Origin of the sequence: Clostridium thailandense, from assembly GCF_019207025.1 — a bacterium.
Taxonomy (GTDB): Bacteria; Bacillota; Clostridia; order Clostridiales; family Clostridiaceae; genus Clostridium_AM; species Clostridium_AM thailandense.
This window is the reverse complement of sequence record NZ_JAEEGC010000029.1, coordinates 18,361-36,093: the sequence shown is the minus strand read 5'-3', so window position 1 is coordinate 36,093 and position 17,733 is coordinate 18,361. Positions and strand designations below refer to the sequence as shown.

At 31.8% G+C, this 17,733-nt stretch carries 13 protein-coding genes and 1 pseudogene; 9 read left to right on the top strand and 5 right to left on the bottom strand.

Annotation, left to right across the window (positions count from 1 at the left end):
* Positions 1-603 precede the first annotated feature (603 nt).
* From ptsG to I6U48_RS07050, 8 genes are all read left to right on the top strand, one after another.
* On the top strand, positions 604-2,664 hold the full coding sequence (gene ptsG / locus I6U48_RS07085; RefSeq protein ID WP_218319718.1) for a glucose-specific PTS transporter subunit IIBC: 2,061 nt from the start codon (positions 604-606) through the stop codon (positions 2,662-2,664).
* A gap of 235 nt (positions 2,665-2,899) precedes the next feature.
* Positions 2,900-3,808 (top strand): hypothetical protein, encoded by a 909-nt coding sequence (locus tag I6U48_RS07080; RefSeq protein WP_218319717.1) that lies wholly within the window; start codon positions 2,900-2,902, stop codon positions 3,806-3,808.
* A gap of 330 nt (positions 3,809-4,138) precedes the next feature.
* Entirely contained in the window at positions 4,139-4,588 is a 450-nt protein-coding gene (locus tag I6U48_RS07075; protein WP_218319716.1) for a hypothetical protein, read from the top strand.
* Positions 4,589-4,621: 33 nt separating this feature from the next.
* On the top strand, positions 4,622-5,239 hold the full coding sequence (locus tag I6U48_RS07070) for a methyl-accepting chemotaxis protein (protein WP_281421803.1): 618 nt from the start codon (positions 4,622-4,624) through the stop codon (positions 5,237-5,239).
* A gap of 26 nt (positions 5,240-5,265) precedes the next feature.
* A complete protein-coding gene (locus I6U48_RS07065) occupies positions 5,266-7,872 on the top strand; it encodes an indoleacetate decarboxylase (RefSeq protein WP_218319715.1) in 2,607 nt (868 codons plus the stop codon).
* A 49-nt stretch (positions 7,873-7,921) separates the two neighbouring features.
* Positions 7,922-8,830, top strand: coding sequence for an indoleacetate decarboxylase activase (locus tag I6U48_RS07060; RefSeq protein WP_218319714.1), 909 nt, complete (start codon positions 7,922-7,924; stop codon positions 8,828-8,830).
* A 299-nt stretch (positions 8,831-9,129) separates the two neighbouring features.
* Entirely contained in the window at positions 9,130-9,774 is a 645-nt protein-coding gene (locus I6U48_RS07055) for a PspA/IM30 family protein (RefSeq protein ID WP_218319713.1), read from the top strand.
* Between the two features lie 147 nt (positions 9,775-9,921).
* Entirely contained in the window at positions 9,922-10,359 is a 438-nt protein-coding gene (locus tag I6U48_RS07050) for a tellurite resistance TerB family protein (protein WP_218319712.1), read from the top strand.
* Positions 10,360-10,455: 96 nt separating this feature from the next.
* Here I6U48_RS07050 and I6U48_RS07045 read toward each other — a convergent pair whose 3' ends face one another.
* From I6U48_RS07045 to I6U48_RS07030, 4 genes and pseudogenes are all read right to left on the bottom strand, one after another.
* Positions 10,456-11,310 (bottom strand): CAP domain-containing protein, encoded by an 855-nt coding sequence (locus I6U48_RS07045; protein ID WP_218319711.1) that lies wholly within the window; start codon positions 11,308-11,310, stop codon positions 10,456-10,458.
* A 142-nt stretch (positions 11,311-11,452) separates the two neighbouring features.
* Positions 11,453-13,191: pseudogene (locus I6U48_RS07040) on the bottom strand (NADH-dependent [FeFe] hydrogenase, group A6).
* 26 nt (positions 13,192-13,217) lie between these two features.
* Positions 13,218-15,149 carry an NADH-quinone oxidoreductase subunit NuoF gene (locus I6U48_RS07035; protein WP_218319710.1) on the bottom strand — a complete coding sequence of 644 codons (1,932 nt, stop codon included), beginning with the start codon at positions 15,147-15,149 and terminating at the stop codon, positions 13,218-13,220.
* Positions 15,150-15,194: 45 nt separating this feature from the next.
* Positions 15,195-15,671: an NADH-quinone oxidoreductase subunit NuoE family protein gene (locus I6U48_RS07030; RefSeq protein WP_218319709.1), complete on the bottom strand. Its 477-nt coding sequence runs from the start codon at positions 15,669-15,671 to the stop codon at positions 15,195-15,197.
* Between the two features lie 332 nt (positions 15,672-16,003).
* Between I6U48_RS07030 and I6U48_RS07025 the strand changes: the two genes are divergently transcribed.
* Complete coding sequence (locus I6U48_RS07025) at positions 16,004-16,648, top strand: DUF2441 domain-containing protein (RefSeq protein ID WP_218319708.1); 645 nt, start codon at positions 16,004-16,006, stop codon at positions 16,646-16,648.
* 102 nt (positions 16,649-16,750) lie between these two features.
* On the opposite strand, the gene I6U48_RS07020 is transcribed toward I6U48_RS07025, so the two are convergent.
* Entirely contained in the window at positions 16,751-17,632 is an 882-nt protein-coding gene (locus I6U48_RS07020) for a metallophosphoesterase family protein (protein ID WP_218319707.1), read from the bottom strand.
* Positions 17,633-17,733 lie beyond the last annotated feature (101 nt).

The window sequence follows — 17,733 nt, the reverse complement described above, 5'->3', positions numbered from 1 at the left end:
TAAAAAAATTTTTATATGTGTTTTCATTTTTGGAAACACATCCCTGCGTATAAGTTAAATGTCTGGTTTTGGTATCTATATAGATCGTTAACATTAACTTATTTGAATATAAATTTGCCATTGCTAAAGATCATTTAATGCTCAAGTATATGTACTTTTATTTATATTGACAAAAAGTTTTTATCGTGCCGAAGCTTGAAAACATATTCCGTGGTGTAAGTCAGCTTTCGGATGTGGTTACCTATGTAGCTAAAATATTTGATTTGAAGGTAAATATAAGAGTTGACATAAAGAAATTAAAAAAATTTTAAAAAAGGTATTGAAAAAATAAAAGTACCTTGATATAATGAATTTACGTTAAGGCGGACAAGCAGTGTAAAAGTTTACGACTTGTAAGTAAAATTTTATAAAAATTTTGCGTGTTACTGATTCGATCAGGCATGAGCAAAGATAATTACGTGGAATAGTATTACATCTATTATACTAGTTGAATAGATGTATATATTCTTAGTTATCTTGCTCATGCCTTTTGTGTTTTTAGCGCATAATACTAATAATTAAAAATAGTGAATTACATTAAGAATATTGGAAGGAGATAATCATATGTCTAAAAATAGTAGTGTTTTTGGTAAATTACAACAAATTGGTAAAGCATTAATGCTTCCAGTTGCGATATTGCCAGCAGCAGGTATATTACTTGCCTTTGGTAATATGTTTCAAAATCCGGCTTTCTTAAGCCATGCAGCATTTTTAAATAATCATGCTTTCCAAACCTTTGCTAAGGTTATGGAACAATCAGGAGATATTGTATTTGGTAATCTTTCATTATTATTTGCAGTAGGTGTTGCAGTAGGTCTTGCGGGAGGAGAAGGTGTTGCCGGACTCGCAGCAATTGTTGGTTTCTTAATAATGAATAAAACTTTAGGAATAGTAGCAGGAGTTACTTCGGCGGTGTTAGCTACTAATAATCCAGCCTATGCATCAGTTTTAGGTATTCCATCATTACAAACAGGTGTATTTGGTGGTATTATAATGGGTGTTGTTGCAGCACAACTTTATAAAAAGTTCTATAACATAGAATTACCTTCATATTTAGGATTCTTTGCAGGAAAGAGATTTGTTCCAATTGTAACAGCAGTTACATCTATATTTTTAGGAATTATACTTGTATTTGTATGGCCACCAATCCAATATGGATTAAATGCATTTTCACATAATATGATTGATGCGAATCCTACGCTAGCAGCATTCGTATTTGGTGTTATTGAAAGATCCTTAATACCTTTTGGATTACATCATATATTCTATAATCCATTCTGGTATCAATTTGGAGAATATGTAAGTAAAGCAACTGGTATGGTTGTAAGAGGAGATCAAACAATATTCATGGCTCAATTAAAAGACTTCACTCAATTTGGTGTTCTTAGTAATGGTGCTACACATTTTACAGCAGGTACATTTACAACTGGTAAATTCCCATTCATGATGTTCGGATTACCAGCAGCAGCATTAGCTATGTATCATGAAGCAAAACCAGGTAAAAAAGTACTAGCAGCAGGAATACTTGCATCAGCAGCATTAACTTCATTCTTAACTGGTATAACAGAACCAATAGAATTCTCATTCTTATTCGTTGCACCAGTGTTATTCGGAATCCACTGTGTATTTGCAGGTCTATCATTTATGACAATGCAACTATTAAATGTTAAAATAGGTATGACATTCTCTGGTGGTTTAATAGACTATATTCTATTTGGAGTTATACCAAACAGAACAAACTGGTGGTTAGTAATTCCAGTAGGCTTAGTATTTGCAGTAATCTATTACTTTGGATTTAGATTTGCAATCAGAAAATGGGATCTTAAGACTCCAGGTCGTGAAGATGATGTAGAAGAAGCTTCTGAAGCAGTTGAAGCTGGAGAACTTCCATATGCTATACTTCAAGCTCTTGGTGGAAAAGAAAATATAAATAATTTAGATGCATGTATAACTAGACTTCGTGTAAGTGTAAATGATATTAAGAACGTTGATAAAGCAGAACTTAAGAGATTGGGTGCAGCAGGTGTTATGGAAGTTGGAAACAATGTTCAGGCAATATTTGGCGGAAGGTCAGATCAATTAAAATCACAAATAAAAGATATAATGTCAGGAAAAACTCCGGTAGCAGCTAAAGCAACTGTTACTAAAGAAGTTTCAGCGACAAAGTCAAATGATGATACATTTGTAGCACCAATAGATGGCAAAATAGTGGCTATAACAGATGTTCCAGATGAAGTTTTTTCACAGAAAATGATGGGTGATGGTTTTGCAATAGAACCAGAAAATGGAGAAGTTGTATCACCAGTTAATGGAACAATAACGACTCTATTTCCAACAAAACATGCTATCGGAATAACTGCAGATAATGGACGTGAGATTTTAGTTCATTTTGGTATTGACACAGTAAACCTTCAAGGCCAAGGAATCGAGGCTTTAGTACAGCAAGGTGATAAGGTAAAAGCAGGACAACAACTACTTAAAGTTGACTTAAATGAAATAAAAGGAAAAGTTCCATCAATTATTACTCCAATTATATTTACAAATTTAGCTGAAGGAGAATCTGTATCTGTTAAGACTGGACAGCAAATTAAAAGAGGACAAAAGGGTTTTGTAAATATAAAATAATTTAGATTAAATCAGTATGAGTTATTAAAGTAACTCATACTGATTTTTTTAGTTTCTGATAATATTTCATTATATATATGGGAAAATAATACTTGGATTCCGTACAAAAGATCTAAGTTTAAAGATATATAGAAATTGTGTTGGAAAGTTAGAGTATACGATTATGAACTACGTAACTAATATATAACAAAACTCATATTATATATTAGAAATTTATGGAGGTATTATTTGATTCATGGCAAGAAATGATACTGACAAGCTAGTAGAACTTCTTTTTTATATGCTGCCAAAGTATATGAATGGATATATCAGAGACAAAAATGAAATAAAAATAGATAATGAAAAAGATATATTAAGTGTAAAAGAAATAAAAGAAATATATGATGTTATTAAGGAACTTCAGTTAATTAATGGCAATGAATTAACTGAAAGAAAGAAAACAGAAGATAAAGAACATATAAGCAGGGGAAAGGAGAAAGGGAAAAATATTAAAGAAGATTTAGGTGTTAAGTCAAAAAAAGAAAGTGAGGTTGAAGGGGTTAAAAAGAATGTAAAAAAAGAAAATAAGGTTGAAGAGCGTAAAAAAAATTCACAAGGGAAAAATGAAATTGAAGAACATAAAAAGAATGTAAAAAAGGAAATAGAATCATTTTCACATATGAGAAGATGTCCTAGATATATAGAGAATAAAAAAGATTCTAGAAGTAAATGTGGAATTAAGAATATATTAAGACGACTAATTAATAAAAAGGTTATCTTTTACATTTCAGATCCAATAAGAGGTGTAATAGATAATGCTTTGATATTAGGAGTTAAAAACAATATTGTTGAATTAAAAACTAGAGAGGATACAACAATTTTGCTTTTAATAAATGAGATAATTGGCATTAAAAGCAGCGAATTAATCTCTATTGACTTCAATAATGAAGATGAAATTTCTGATAGTACTAACGTATTTGAAGAAGATGAGTTTAGAATATATTTCAGTTCAATAATAGGGAAAAGAGTCTTTATACAAACTAAAGGATGTGGGGAATTAAGGTATATGAATAATAAAATCATAACTGCAGTAGGGGGCGATTTTGTTGTTGTTGAAAAAGATATTTTGATATCTTTAAAGAAAATTGTGCTAGTGGAACTGTAATATAATTTACCAGAAGCAAGAAATATGTTAATGCTTAATGGGGCACTAACATATTTTTTTATTAATGTAAATATTTCGGAATAATTTAAAATGTTTTTTTGTAAAGTTAAAGAAAATTGAAAAAAAACTATATTTTTATAAAAAGTATGATATTATAATAATATGTATTAAATTAACTGTTAAGCATATGGTATACATATATGGCTAAAGATTATATTATATGTAATAAATTATATGTTAATGAGCATAAATTGTATTTTTGAGTAGATTATTAAATAGTATATGTTAACTATAAACTAAGCTATAAAAATAACAATAGGAGGAGGAGTAATGAAGATAAAAAAGGTATCAACAAAAATAGTATTACAAGTTTCACTTATAATACTATTTACTTGTAGTTTATTAAGTGCTACTTCTTATTATCTGTCACAAAAGTCTATGAACAAGTCGATAGAAAGCTCAATGAATAGTAGAATTGATGATTTGAGCTACGCAATTTCTAATTACATATCAAATAATATACAAATTGTCCAGAACATATCAGTCTCGCCTCAAATTCAATCTATAGATTGGAATATTCAAAAACCAATTCTAACAGAAGAATCCAAGAAGTGGGGGGTTAAAGAATGTAATGTTATATATGTCGATGGGACAGTTCGAAGTACCATAAAGGATGCTGTTTCAAGTGGCAAAGATTTAGAATATTATAAAGATGCATTGAGTGGGAATAGCAATGCTTTAAAGATTAAGGAAAGATCAAATCTAATACAAAATAAATGAGATAATGCCATCAGAGAAAATAGGAAAGTATATTTGGAAAAGGAAGAAAAAATATTAGATTCTATTAAAGCAGTCAAGGTTGTAGAAGATGTTAAAGGTATGGCAGGTGTAATTTCAAGTATAGCAGAGCAAACAAATTTACTTGCCTTAAATGCAGCTATAGAAGCATCAAGAGCTGGTGAAGCAGGAAAAGGTTTGGCAGTAGTTGCAGATGAGGTGAGAAGTTTAGCAGAACAATCTTCAGAAACTGTTTCGAAGGTAAAAGAAACTATTGATAAGGTAGAACAAGCATTTAAAAGCCTATCTGACAATAGCAAAGAGTTATTGAAATTTATGGACAAGGATGTAACAGAGCAGTTTAGTTTTTTTGCTGAAGTAGGGAAAGAATATTCAAATGATGCTGATTTTGTAAGTAGCATGTCTAAAGAATTAGCTGTGATGGCGGAAAATTTGCCAGCAAGTGTTAACGAAGTAAATGAATCAGTGCAGACAATGACACTAATGTCTAAAAAATCTTTAAAAAGTTCTAGTGAAATTGTGGAGAATGTCAATACATCTTTTGTTTTTATGAGACAAGTATCTGAAACTGCTCAGCAGCAAACAGAATTGGCACAAAGAATTAATGAGCTGATACTTAAATTTAAAATATAATTTTAAAACGAAAGGGGAATAAGAAAGTGGTTGATTTTGAAAATCTTAAAACTGTTAAGTGGCCGCTTACTGAAGAGGAGCAGCAGAAAGAGGGATATGTTCCAAGAGAGATAGCTAAAGATCCTACTACTGAAAGAGGAAGAAAAATAAGGAATCGTCTTTTAGAAGCAAGATGCATGTTGGACCCTCAGTTTAGCATTCTTTATACAGAAGAGTGGAAGAGAGCAGAAGGTGAACCATTATTAATTCGCCGTGCACGCGCTTATAAATATGCTATTGAAAATATTACTCCAGCGATTCAACCTTATGAATTAATAACCATGCAAAAAACTAGATATATGAGAGGAGCACCAGTATATTTACAATATAGTCAAAAATTCTACTCTCATATGATTTCAAAAGCTGACCATGTAAGTGATGATGTTTATGACATTGGAATGGGTGGCGGTCGTGAACATAAAGAGGATGACAGTACAATTCAAATGGGCATTTTCGCAATGAAGGAAGAAGATGCAGAACCACTAATTGAATCTTGTAAATATTGGGAAGGTAAATGCATTGAAGATGAGGCAGAAAAATTTTTGGAAGAAACTATGCCCGAGTATAAAGATCTAGAGAATGCGTTCAATACAGTTATATTTCCACCAAGTATTGTATCTATACTAGAAGGAAGATGGATTCCGGCTTATGATATTGTTGTAGAAAGAGGTTTAGAAGCTGTTATTGAAGAATGCAGAGAAAAAATAAAAAGTACTATTCCAACAACTCGTGAAGTGGCTGAAAAGATAATTTTTTGGAGAGCTACTATATTAGTTTGTGAAGGTGTCATTAATTGGGCTGAAAACTATGCTGACAAAGCCAAGGAAATGGCTAAGGAAGAAAAAGATGAACAAAGAAAAAATGAATTATTAAGAATATCTGAAGCACTAGAATGGGTACCAGCAAAGCCAGCAAGAAATTTTTATGAAGGTTTACAATCAGCATGGATAGCTCATATTTCTGTTGCTTTAGATGGACCAATTGTAGGACTTTCGCCAGGACGTTGGGGACAACTTTTATATCCGTTGTATAAAAAAGATATAGAAGAAGGAAATTTAACTAGAGAAGAAGCAGTAGAATTAATGGAATTAGTAAGAGTAAAATTTGCTAGTGAAGAATATGTAGCTCCTAGAAGTTGGGAAGCCTTGGCATCAGGAAATTCGTTTCAGCATATGGTTGTAGGTGGTGTTGACAAGAATGGAAGATGTGCTGACAATGAACTAGAAGAAATAATTCTTGAGGCAGGTACTAGCATGCAGACAATACAACCTACTTTGGGGATTATGGTTAACTCAAGAACTAGTGATAGATTGCTTATGAAGGCTGCTGAATGTACTAAAACAGGAGCTGGTTATCCAGCATGGTTTAATAATGAAGCATCTATTCAACACTTGCTTCAAAATCATTTAGAAGAGGGAATTACAATAGAAGATGCTAGAGATGTAGCATTAGGTGGATGTGTTGAAGTTCAAATGCAGGGAACTTGTCATGGAATATGCCATCCAGGATTTTTTAACGAAGTTAAGTGTTTTGAAATAGTACTAAATGATGGTGTAGATCCAAGAACAGGTATTAGATGTGTAGAACCTCTTGGAGAATTTAAAACTTATGAAGATTTATGGAATTCATGGTGTAAGGTAGAAGAAAAATTCTTAAAGGTTTATATGCGCTATTGGAATTATGTAATGGCAGTTCACCGAGAAATTAACCCACTTGTAATGGGGTCAGTACTTGTAAAAGACTGTGTTAAAAATGGTAAGCCACTTGATTCGAATGGAGCACGTTATAATAAGTCAGTAACTCTACTAAACTCAGGTATGGTTAATATTACTAATGGATTAGCAGCTATAAAGAAACTTGTGTTTGAAGACAAAAAATATACTTTTGATCAATTAAGAGAAGCTATGAGGGATAATTTCGGCTTTGAAAAGGCTGATAAGGTTGGAAACTTTTCAATGCTTGAGCAGAGAAGAGTTGATAAGAAATATGAAAAAATTCATAGAGATATTTGTAATGTTGAAAAATTTGGAAATGATGATGACTATGTAGATAGTATATTTGTAGACTGCTGGAATCATTACAATGACACTTGCTTATCTGAAACCACATATTTAGGATTGCAATGGATTCCAGCGGGATTATCTATATCAGCTCACGGACCATTTGGACGTGTATGTGGAGCTACTCCAGATGGAAGAGTTTCAGGAGTTAGCTTAACTGATGGTATATTATCTGCAACTCCAGGCACCGATCTCAATGGACCAATTGCGCTATTTGAGTCTGGTATTAAATTAGATCCTGTTAAAATGCGTAGTGTACAATTAAATATGAAAATTCATCCGAATGCCGTTAAAGGTGGAAGTGGATCGCGTAAATTAATAGATTTAGTAAAATCTTATTTTGGTAGGGGTGGATATCACATTCAATTTAATATAGTTGATTCTGCTATGTTAAAAGATGCACAGCAGCATCCAGAGAAATATCGAGATCTAATAGTTCGTGTAGCTGGCTTCAGTGCTTATTGGATAGAGCTTGCAAAACCAATTCAAGATGAAATAATAGCAAGAACGGAATATACAGCTACTGGTTTCTAAAGTAAGAATTTTTAATTCTAAATTTTATAAAATTTGGGAGAGTGAATTTATGGCTAATTTAAAAAAGGAAGGTATTATATTTGATATACAGAGCCTTTCTTTCCATGATGGCCCTGGGACTAGAACTCTTGTATTTCTAAAAGGTTGTCCTTTAAAATGTTTGTGGTGTGCAAATCCAGAAGGACAGAGAAGAGAGACAGAGATTAGGTATTATTTAACTAAATGTAAAGGTTGCTTGGAATGTGAAAAAGCTTGCAATAGTAAAGCATTAGCCTTTAATAATAGTGGAATTAGTATAGATAAAAGCAAATGCAGTGAATGTAAAGAGAGAAGCTGTGTTGAAGCTTGCTACAATGAGGCTTTAACTGTAGTTGGGAAGATTGCTACAGTTAAAGATGTAATGAAATCAATAAAGAGGGACATACCTTATTATAGGGGAGAAGGAGGCGTAACCTTATCTGGGGGAGACCCTACTTATCAACCCGAATTTGCTATTGAAATTTTAAAAGCTTGTAAGGAAGAATATATAAATACCGCTATTGAAAGTGCTATGCTTACAAGCATGGAAATAGTTAAAGAATTTATTGCTTATACAGATTTATTTTTAATAGATATAAAGCATATGGATCCCAATAAACATAGAGAACTTACAGGTGTAACTAATGAGATGATACTTGAAAATATAAAAATAATAGCACAGCATAGACCTGTCATTGTGCGTATTCCAATAATTCCAGGTTTTAATGATGATAAGGAGAACATGTTGGAAACTGCAAGATTTTGTTTCAAAAACAATATAAGTAGAATCAATATTTTGCCTTATCATAAGTTAGGGCAGGCAAAATATAACCAATTGGGATTGGAATATAAGATGCCAGAAATAAGTGCTCCAGAGAATAGAGAAATGGAGCATATAAAGCAACTAATTGAAAGTGAAGGGGTTATTTGTGTAATATAAATCATTATATAGTGAAGTTAGTAAGCATAAAAGAAAGTGTAGATAGTTTAAGAGTCTGTATTTATTTAAGGATACAGGCTCTTTTGCATGAAAACAAATATTACTGTTAGAGTTAATTTTATTAGCCAAAATAGATATATTTAGATAGTGGAAGATTGAGCTAGATATTTCGAGGAATAAAGTTAAAAACCACGCAAAAACGGTTTGGAATAATATTGTTAAACAGTATGAAAAACTATATAATAAGTTCATAGTTAAAAACGAATAAATTGAATAAAAAAATTCTGGGAGGATATATTATGGGAATGTTTACAAGAATATCAAATATTTTTAGAGCAAAGGTTAATGGCGCTTTAGATGAGGTTGAAAATCCAATAGAACTTTTAGATCAAAAAATAAGAGATATGGATGAAAGTTTAAATAAAGCAAAACTTTCATCTGCACAAATCTTAGGAAATGTACATGAGACTGAAAAGAAAATGAATAATGCCAAAAGGGAATCTGAGGAATATGACGAAAAAGTAAGACTTGCTATGAGTAAGGGAAATGAAGAATTAGCCAAAAAAGCTTTGGCTAAAAAGCTTGAAGCTGATAAGAGTTATGAATCATTAAAGATAAGTTATGAGGAGTCAATTAAAAAAGCTGAAGCTATTAAGAAAAAGTTAGCAGATTTGCAAAATGAAATTGAGAAAACTAGATCCTATAGAGATGAAGCTGCTGCTAGATATAATAATGCAGAAGCAAGCAAGAAGGTCAATGAGATTTTAGCTAATGTAGATGCAGGAAGTAACAAAATAAATTTAGATGATATAGAAAGAAAAATTCAAAAAAAGGAATCTTTTGCAGATGGATTACAAGACTTAAGGCAAGAAGATACTTTAGATAAAGAATTTGAAAAATTAAAAGAAGTTGATTTAGATGCTGAATTACAAAAATATAAATAAATTCAATAATACTATTAACAATAAAACAGTAATGTTGTAATATTGTATTAATCAATAAATTATGCCCTATTTAATAGGGCAAGTAATTTATTGATGCAATTTGTACTATATAATGTGGTAATAATATTGGATGGGGTGAGTTTAACAATGTTTTTAAATGAACTTAATAAAAAAGAAGCCAATGCTTTTATAAATTTAGTTGAGGCTTTAGCTAATGTAGATAATGTATTTGCCAAAAATGAAAAAGACTTAATTGATGATTATATACAGGAGCTTGAGTTAGATGAGAAAAATATAAAAAAAATAGACTTTGAGACATCTGTAAAAGAATTTGAAAAAGCTGAAGAAAAGATTAAAAATATAATTTATTTTGAATTAGTTGGATTGGCTCTATGTGATGGAGAGTATGATGAGAAAGAAATTCAATTCTTGAAGGGGCTTGCAGCAAGATTTAATATAAGTAAAAATAAACAATATGAATTTATAAATTACTTCAAGACGGTTAAAGAAATTTATGATAATACAGTTGTCGATTATGAAGGTAAAATAGAATTGTTAAAGAAATCTGCAATGGAGCTAATATAAAATAAAAAAAAGATGAGTTCTGTGTAACCAGAGCATCATCTTTTTTATTGAAGTTACTTTTTAATATAATAAAAAGTAAAATACTATAAATACTGATTATTGTGGTTTACTAACAAATTCTTGTGTAAACATGTTTCCATAAGGGCCACCACTTCTAATACCAATGCCTATATGAGTAAAATCTGGACTCAATATGTTCTTTCTATGTCCAGGTGAGTTCATTAGCGCATTCTGGGCATTTTGAACAGTTTTGTTACCTGCGATATTTTCACCTGCTTGAACAAAGCTTATGCCAAAAGATTTCATCATGTCAAATGGACTTCCATATTTCGGGGAACTGTGACTAAAGTAGTTATTGTCTATCATATCTTGAGATTTAATTCTAGCAACATTACATAATTGCATATCTACCTTCAGTGGTGTCAAACCATTCTGAGTACGAGCATCATTTACTAACTTCAACATTTGTTGTTCAGTGTCTGTTAATGTAGCAGAATTTGTCTGACTTGCAGGTGTCTTAGGTGCTGTTGAAGCTCCAGGGGCTGGTACTGATGCTGAGCCTTGAGAAGTCGCTCCTGGAGAAGATGTTCCAGTAGTATCAGGAGTAGCTTGAGGTGATTTATTTTCGGTGGCTATTGGCTTACATTGGCTGCTAGAAACAAAACCAATTTGATTATTTGGAAGTTTTACTGCAAACCAATCTGAAACTTGACTCACCACATCAAAAGTACTACCTTTTCCAGATGTCTGAACAACAGGGTTAGTGTTAGAGCAACCTGTTCGTATATTTGCTTGATCGGTAGTGATTTTTACTTTTTCTACATTTCCAGCCTTATAATATGAAGATGCTACTCCAGCAATAGGCTGTTGAGCCGACTGCTGTTTTTGCGCACAGGAAACTGTAAAAATTGATAAGAATAGTAAAGTTGAAACAAGAATTTTATTTTTCATTAAATTCACCTCTTCAATTAAATTTTAAAAATAGAACTTATCTATTTTTTATTATAGCTAAGTCTCTATTGGTATTGAGACTTAGCCACTGATTGGTTTAAACTTATAACTATAAAGTGTATATATAAAGATTGTTTAATTTTTATATCTTTTCTCTTGGAGTATAATGTGTATGAAGGAGATCGTGAGCTTTATCACCACCAATTTCACCCATATATTCTTTATACATTTTTATAACGGCAGGATTTTCGTGAGATTTTCTTATCTTTTTACTCCTATCCTCTTTATATATTGCTTCCATTCTTTTTTTTACTATATCCATATTTCCCAAATGGTAAGGTTGGCCTCCGCCATCAATACACCCTCCAGGACAAGCCATTATTTCTATAGCATGGTATTCGGATTTTCCTGATTGAATTGCTCTTAGAAGAGTCCTTGCATTTCCAAGACCATGAGCTACACCTATCTTTATATCTTTGCCATTAATGTTAACAGTAGCTTCTTTAAGACCTTCAAGTCCTCTTACTTCGTGAAATTCTACTTTGTCTAGAGGTTTCTTTGTTAACCATTCATATGCGGTTCTTAAAGTTGCTTCAATAACTCCACCAGTAGTTCCAAATATTACAGAAGCTCCTGTTGATTCACCAAGTGGATCATCAAAATCTTCATCAGGAAGGCTTTTGAAGTCTAAGCCTGCTTCTAGTATCATGTCTGCTAATTCTCTTGTAGTAATTACTAAGTCTACATTTTTTTCTCCCTCATGTTCAAGCTCTGGTCTTACTACTTCATATTTTTTTGCTATACAAGGCATAACAGATACCACCACAATTTTTGACGGATCAATACCAAGTTTCTCAGCAAGATAAGTTTTAGCAATGGTTCCAAACATTATATGAGGAGACTTACAAGTTGATGGTACATCTGATCTGGGAATTGATGTTCTATAAACTTAACCCAGCTAGGACAGCAGCTTGTAAGTATAGGAAGTCTACCACCATTTTGAAGTCTATCTATAAACTCATGAGCCTCCTCAACTATAGTAACGTCTGCAGCAAAATCAGTATCAAAGATTCTTCTAAATCCTAATCTGCGAAGAGCTGCAACCATTTTACCAGTGACTATAGTCCCGGCCTCCATACCAAATTTTTCACCAAGGGCTACTCTTATAGCTGGAGCTGTTTGCACAATAACATACTTATCGGGGTCAGCTAAAACTTCCCAGACCTTAGAAACATTACTTACTTCAGTTAGTGCTGCTGTAGGACAAACTGCGACACATTGACCACAGAAGGTACACATAGTATCTAGCATAGGACGGCCGAAGGCTGGTGAAACTACAGTTTCAAAACCTCTGTCTACTGCAGATAATATTCCACAGGTTTGAACATCATTGCACATAGTTTCGCATCTTCTGCACATTATGCATTTATCTAGATTTCTATAAAGAGCACCACTAGAAGAATCTTTTTTATAGTTTGACATTTCACCTTTGTATCTAATTTTTCTTATTCCTAGCTCTGCAGCAATTGATTGAAGCTGACACTGTGTATTTTTTTCACATACAAGACAATCTGTAGGGTGATCTGATAATAATAACTCGACCATAGTACGTCTTGCTTTGATTGCCCTTAGAGTATCAGTTTTTACTACCATTCCCTCAAAAACTTCCGTTGCACAGGATGGTGCAAGGTTACGACGTCCTTCAATTTCGACTAAACAAACTCTGCAGGAAGCTGTTCTGTTCACCATCTTTATATCATGGAGATCAAGATAGCATAATGTAGGAATATTTACATTAACAGATTTAGCAGCATCTAAAATAGATGTACCTTCAGGTACTGATACTTTGAAACCATTTATAGTGAGATTAACCGTTTTCATGCTTCTTACTCCTTTACTTTGTTACCTTATTTTCTTGTAATAGCATTAAATTTACATGTTGCAGCACAAGCACCACATTTGATACATTTTTCTTTGTCAACTGCATGGGCTTTTCTTAATTCACCTGTGATTGCATTTACAGGACATGCTTTTGAACAAATAGTACATCCCTTGCATTTATCAGGATCTATATGATATTTTAATAATTCAGTACAAACTCCAGCAGGACAAGATTTATCTTTAACATGAGCGACATACTCATCCCAGAAGAATTTCATAGTACTAATGATGGGATTAGGTGAGGTTTGCCCAAGTCCACAAAGAGAAGAATCCTTTACTATATATCCAAGGTCTTTCAAATCTTCGAGGTCTTTCATTTCTCCTTTACCATCAGTAATCTTTGATAAAATTTCATAAAGCCTCTTATTACCGATTCTGCAAGCCGTACATCTACCACAGGATTCGTCTACACTAAATTCTAAATAAAATTTTGCTATGTTAACCATACAGTTATCTTCATCCATAACAATCATTCCACCTGAACCCATCATAGAGCCAATTTCAGTAAGACTTTCATAATCTATAGCAGTATCTAGGTAATCAGTAGGTATACATCCGCCAGAAGGTCCACCAGTTTGAACTGCTTTAAACTTTTTATCATTCTTGATACCACCGCCTAGTTCAAAAATAATTTCTCTTAAGGTTATTCCCATAGGAACTTCTACTAATCCTACGTTATTAACTTTTCCTGCAAGAGCAAAAACTTTTGTTCCTCTGCTTTTTTCAGTACCTATTGAACTAAACCATTCTGCTCCTCTAAGTAGAATAGGACATATATTAGCTAAAGTTTCAACATTATTAATATTAGTAGGTTTTTTCCATAGACCAACCTGAGAAGGATAAGGTGGTTTAACGGTAGGTTCTCCTCTTCCACCTTCAATGGAGTTTATAAGAGCTGTTTCTTCTCCACATATAAAAGCTCCAGCTCCATATTTTAAATCAATATTAAAAGAAAAATTGGAACCTAATATATTATCACCAAGAAGACCAATTTCGTAAGCTTGCTTAATTGCTATTCTAAGTCTTTGAATAGCTAGAGGATATTCAGCTCTTATGTACACATAGCCTTTACTTGCACCAATACAATATCCGCCTATAGCCATTGCCTCAATGACTGAGTGAGGGTCACCTTCTAATATACTTCTATCCATGAAGGCACCAGGATCACCTTCATCTGCATTGCATATTATATATTTTGTATCTGATTCTGATTTTTTTGTCATATCCCACTTAACACCAGTAGGAAAACCGCCACCGCCTCTTCCTCTTAAACCACTTCTTTTTATTTCATCAATAACAGTGTCTGGAGTCATTTCTTTAAGGGATTTTCCTAAAGCTTCATAACCATCCATAGCTATATATTCTCTGATATCTTCAGGATTAATTAGTCCGCAATTTCTAAGAGCTATTCTCATTTGTTTTTTATAAAAAGGAATGTCGCTTTGTAGAACTAATTTTTTATGAGTTTCAGGATCATGATAAAGATAATCTTCCACCACTTTTCCACCAATAACATGTTCTTTAAAAATTTGCTTAGCTTTATCAGAGGTAACCTCGATATAGAAAACATTATCTGGCATTATTTTCACAATGGGGCCTTTTTCACAAAATCCAAAGCAACCGGTTGTTACAACAGACACCTTATTTTTTAAACCTTGACTTTCAACCATTTCTTCAAAAACTTTAACTACATCTATCCCACCAGATGCATGACATCCGGTTCCTCCGCATACTAAGATATCAATTTTATGGTCTTTGTTTTCCAGAGGTGATAATTGTAAACCACAATTAGAAGAACAAGTAGAGTTTGCTTCGGTATCTGTAAAACGATTTTTTACTAAATCTTTATATTGCTGTTTTAAAGCTCTTAATTCCTCAAGAGATTTTATTTTAGTCATATATATCCCTCCGTATTTATAACTTTAAATTGTAGTATTTTAGTGTTACATGAATTCTTTTATAATTCCCTCAACATCTTCTACCTTAACTCTTCCATAAACTTTACCATCTACAGTCACAACAGGTGCAAGACCACAGGCACCTACACATCTTAGGGTATCGATTGTGAAAAGTCCATCCTCAGATGTATTGTTATCTTTGATATTAAGCTGTGCCTTAAATTCATTTAGAACTTTTTCAGCACCTTTTACAAAACAAGCAGTCCCCATACAAACACTGATAACATGTTTACCACGTGGTTCCATTGTAAAAAAGGAGTAAAATGTAGCAACACCAAATACTTTTGCAGCAGTAAGACCAAGTTTTCTCGATATGAAGAGCTGAAGTTCTTCAGGGAGATATCCAAATAAATCTTGAGCTTCATGAAGTACGTTTATGAGAGCGCCTTCTTTATCTTCAAGGCCGTCTATATAGTCTTCAAGTTTTTTCAGTTTTGTATCATCTAATTTATGTTCACTCATAGCTTACCTGCTAGTGTAGCAGGACTCTCACCATCCTTTGCTTAAAGTAGTTTTGATTAAGTGACATTTTTTAATATCAACGTTATTATCTGCTTAATTTAAACAATTATTAGTTATTTTAAATAATTTAATTATTAATTTTTTATATCATTTAATTTAGTGCTAATTATTTATATAAAAACAAGTAATATTTTGGAACAATAAGCTTAGCATTTAAATATGATACTAATGTGGGCATAATACATAAAATTTTCTATGTTTCAATATTATGTGAAGTAATTTTAAAATAGGTAATTATAGTTTGTTTTAATGAATGAAAAGAGGGATAAAATATGCTTCTTAATGCCCGAGAAAGTATTCCACAAGATTTTTATATATTTGTAGATACAGACAATCCTATAACTGCAAGGGTTATGAGGACTACAAAAACATTTTCTTCATCGGCATATACTATGTGTAGACATAGTAAATCTTTTTTGGAAAAGTATATAAAAGGAAAGGTTAGATATTTACCCTATAAAGAATGCAGTCAAGATATGAAGGTTTTTTCTCCTTATTATATGGCTGTAGTTAGTGAGTTTGGCATTGAATATGATGCAGAGAGAATAAGAGAAAAATTTTATCCGCTGTATCCTTCAAGGTTATCTGCGGTATATGCTTTTGGAGACTATGATACCTGTGTTAAGGTTTCTAAGAAACATAACTGGGATTTGAAAAGTGTAAGAAGATTTAGATTATTGAGTGATAGATTGACAAGAGTGATAAAAGTTAATATGGAAATTGTATCATTAACGAGGTCTATGAATATATATTCTAGCTTAGATGAAGAAACTAAAGAATTGTTATGGAAAAATTATTGGACAGGATTAAGTCATATTCCAATAAATCCTTACCTTGCTAATTATGCTATTGGCAATATAAAAGTAGATGATATATTCGAATATTTAGTTGAAGGCTCATTGGTTATGAAAGAATAATATTATAGGGTTCCACAGTAATGGAACCCTATAATATTATTCTAGTTTAACTAAAAAGGCCTTCTTTTCTTAGTGTATTATAAGTCTTGCAAATTTTAAAAATTATAGTACAAGATATTTTTTACAATATACTATTTTGTAATTCTTTGTATTTATAGTTACATAATAATAACTAAAGTTCTCATTATTATTATGATTTCCACCACAGCCACTTAATATATAACGAATTGATTTATTTGAAGTATTCACATTTATTTTTGTTTTATAAGATATATGTTTGTGATGGCAAAATATGCCTAAGATATTTAATCCTTTAATGCTGTTTAAAAATTTACTTGTCTCTAGAGATGACAATTCATGATCATTAAACTTTAGAATAGAAGATGAACTGCTTAAAGGGGCGTGAAAATCAATTATATAATGGTACTTATTATTTATTATTTTACTTTCATTTAATAAAAGATTGATATCCTTTTCACCAAATTTTGATTTATAGTTGTTTAATGGTGCATCTGAGTAATGAGTATTTAAATATATATATTTCAAATGTGTTCCAGGAATATTAATAATACCTCTTTTCGGGCCTATATATGATTGGAAATTTGTACTGCTGACATTATGTCTATCATAGTCGTGATTACCTATGGAACTAAAAATAGGAAGCTTGGCATTGCTTAGTATATTTTTCGTTATTTCTACAAAAGCGGCAAAACTGTTAACATTATCTCCAGCATTTACAGTATCACCACCGTGTATAATAAACATAGGATTAATCTTCTTATTTTTTAAAATATGATTTAGTATTTTTTTATATTGTTTACCATTAGAATCTAAAACATATTTGTTATCTTCAATCTTATTACATATTAAATGACTGTCTCCTAAAACAACAAAGTTTATATGGTGATACTTTTTTACATAATTAAGTATTTCAGTTGATTTATCATATAAAATATCTAAAGACCAATTATTTAAAGGCTGCATAGTATATAAACCTCCTCTTTATGTTAATAGTATATGAGTTGTGATGTATATTGTTAGTGTATTTTAATATATATGGATTTAAAGTATAATGTAAGTAAAAA

Bases quoted from the DNA above. Each gene is read 5' to 3' on its own strand.
- I6U48_RS07060 (WP_218319714.1), top strand. From the start codon at position 7,922: ATGGCTAATTTAAAAAAGGAAGGTATTATATTTGATATACAGAGCCTT.
- I6U48_RS07050 (WP_218319712.1), top strand. From the start codon at position 9,922: ATGTTTTTAAATGAACTTAATAAAAAAGAAGCCAATGCTTTTATAAAT.
- I6U48_RS07045 (WP_218319711.1), bottom strand. From the start codon at position 11,310: ATGAAAAATAAAATTCTTGTTTCAACTTTACTATTCTTATCAATTTTT.
- I6U48_RS07025 (WP_218319708.1), top strand. From the start codon at position 16,004: ATGCTTCTTAATGCCCGAGAAAGTATTCCACAAGATTTTTATATATTT.
- ptsG (WP_218319718.1), top strand. From the start codon at position 604: ATGTCTAAAAATAGTAGTGTTTTTGGTAAATTACAACAAATTGGTAAA.
- I6U48_RS07075 (WP_218319716.1), top strand. From the start codon at position 4,139: ATGAAGATAAAAAAGGTATCAACAAAAATAGTATTACAAGTTTCACTT.
- I6U48_RS07030 (WP_218319709.1), bottom strand. From the start codon at position 15,671: ATGAGTGAACATAAATTAGATGATACAAAACTGAAAAAACTTGAAGAC.
- I6U48_RS07080 (WP_218319717.1), top strand. From the start codon at position 2,900: ATGGCAAGAAATGATACTGACAAGCTAGTAGAACTTCTTTTTTATATG.
- I6U48_RS07020 (WP_218319707.1), bottom strand. From the start codon at position 17,632: ATGCAGCCTTTAAATAATTGGTCTTTAGATATTTTATATGATAAATCA.
- I6U48_RS07035 (WP_218319710.1), bottom strand. From the start codon at position 15,149: ATGACTAAAATAAAATCTCTTGAGGAATTAAGAGCTTTAAAACAGCAA.
- I6U48_RS07055 (WP_218319713.1), top strand. From the start codon at position 9,130: ATGGGAATGTTTACAAGAATATCAAATATTTTTAGAGCAAAGGTTAAT.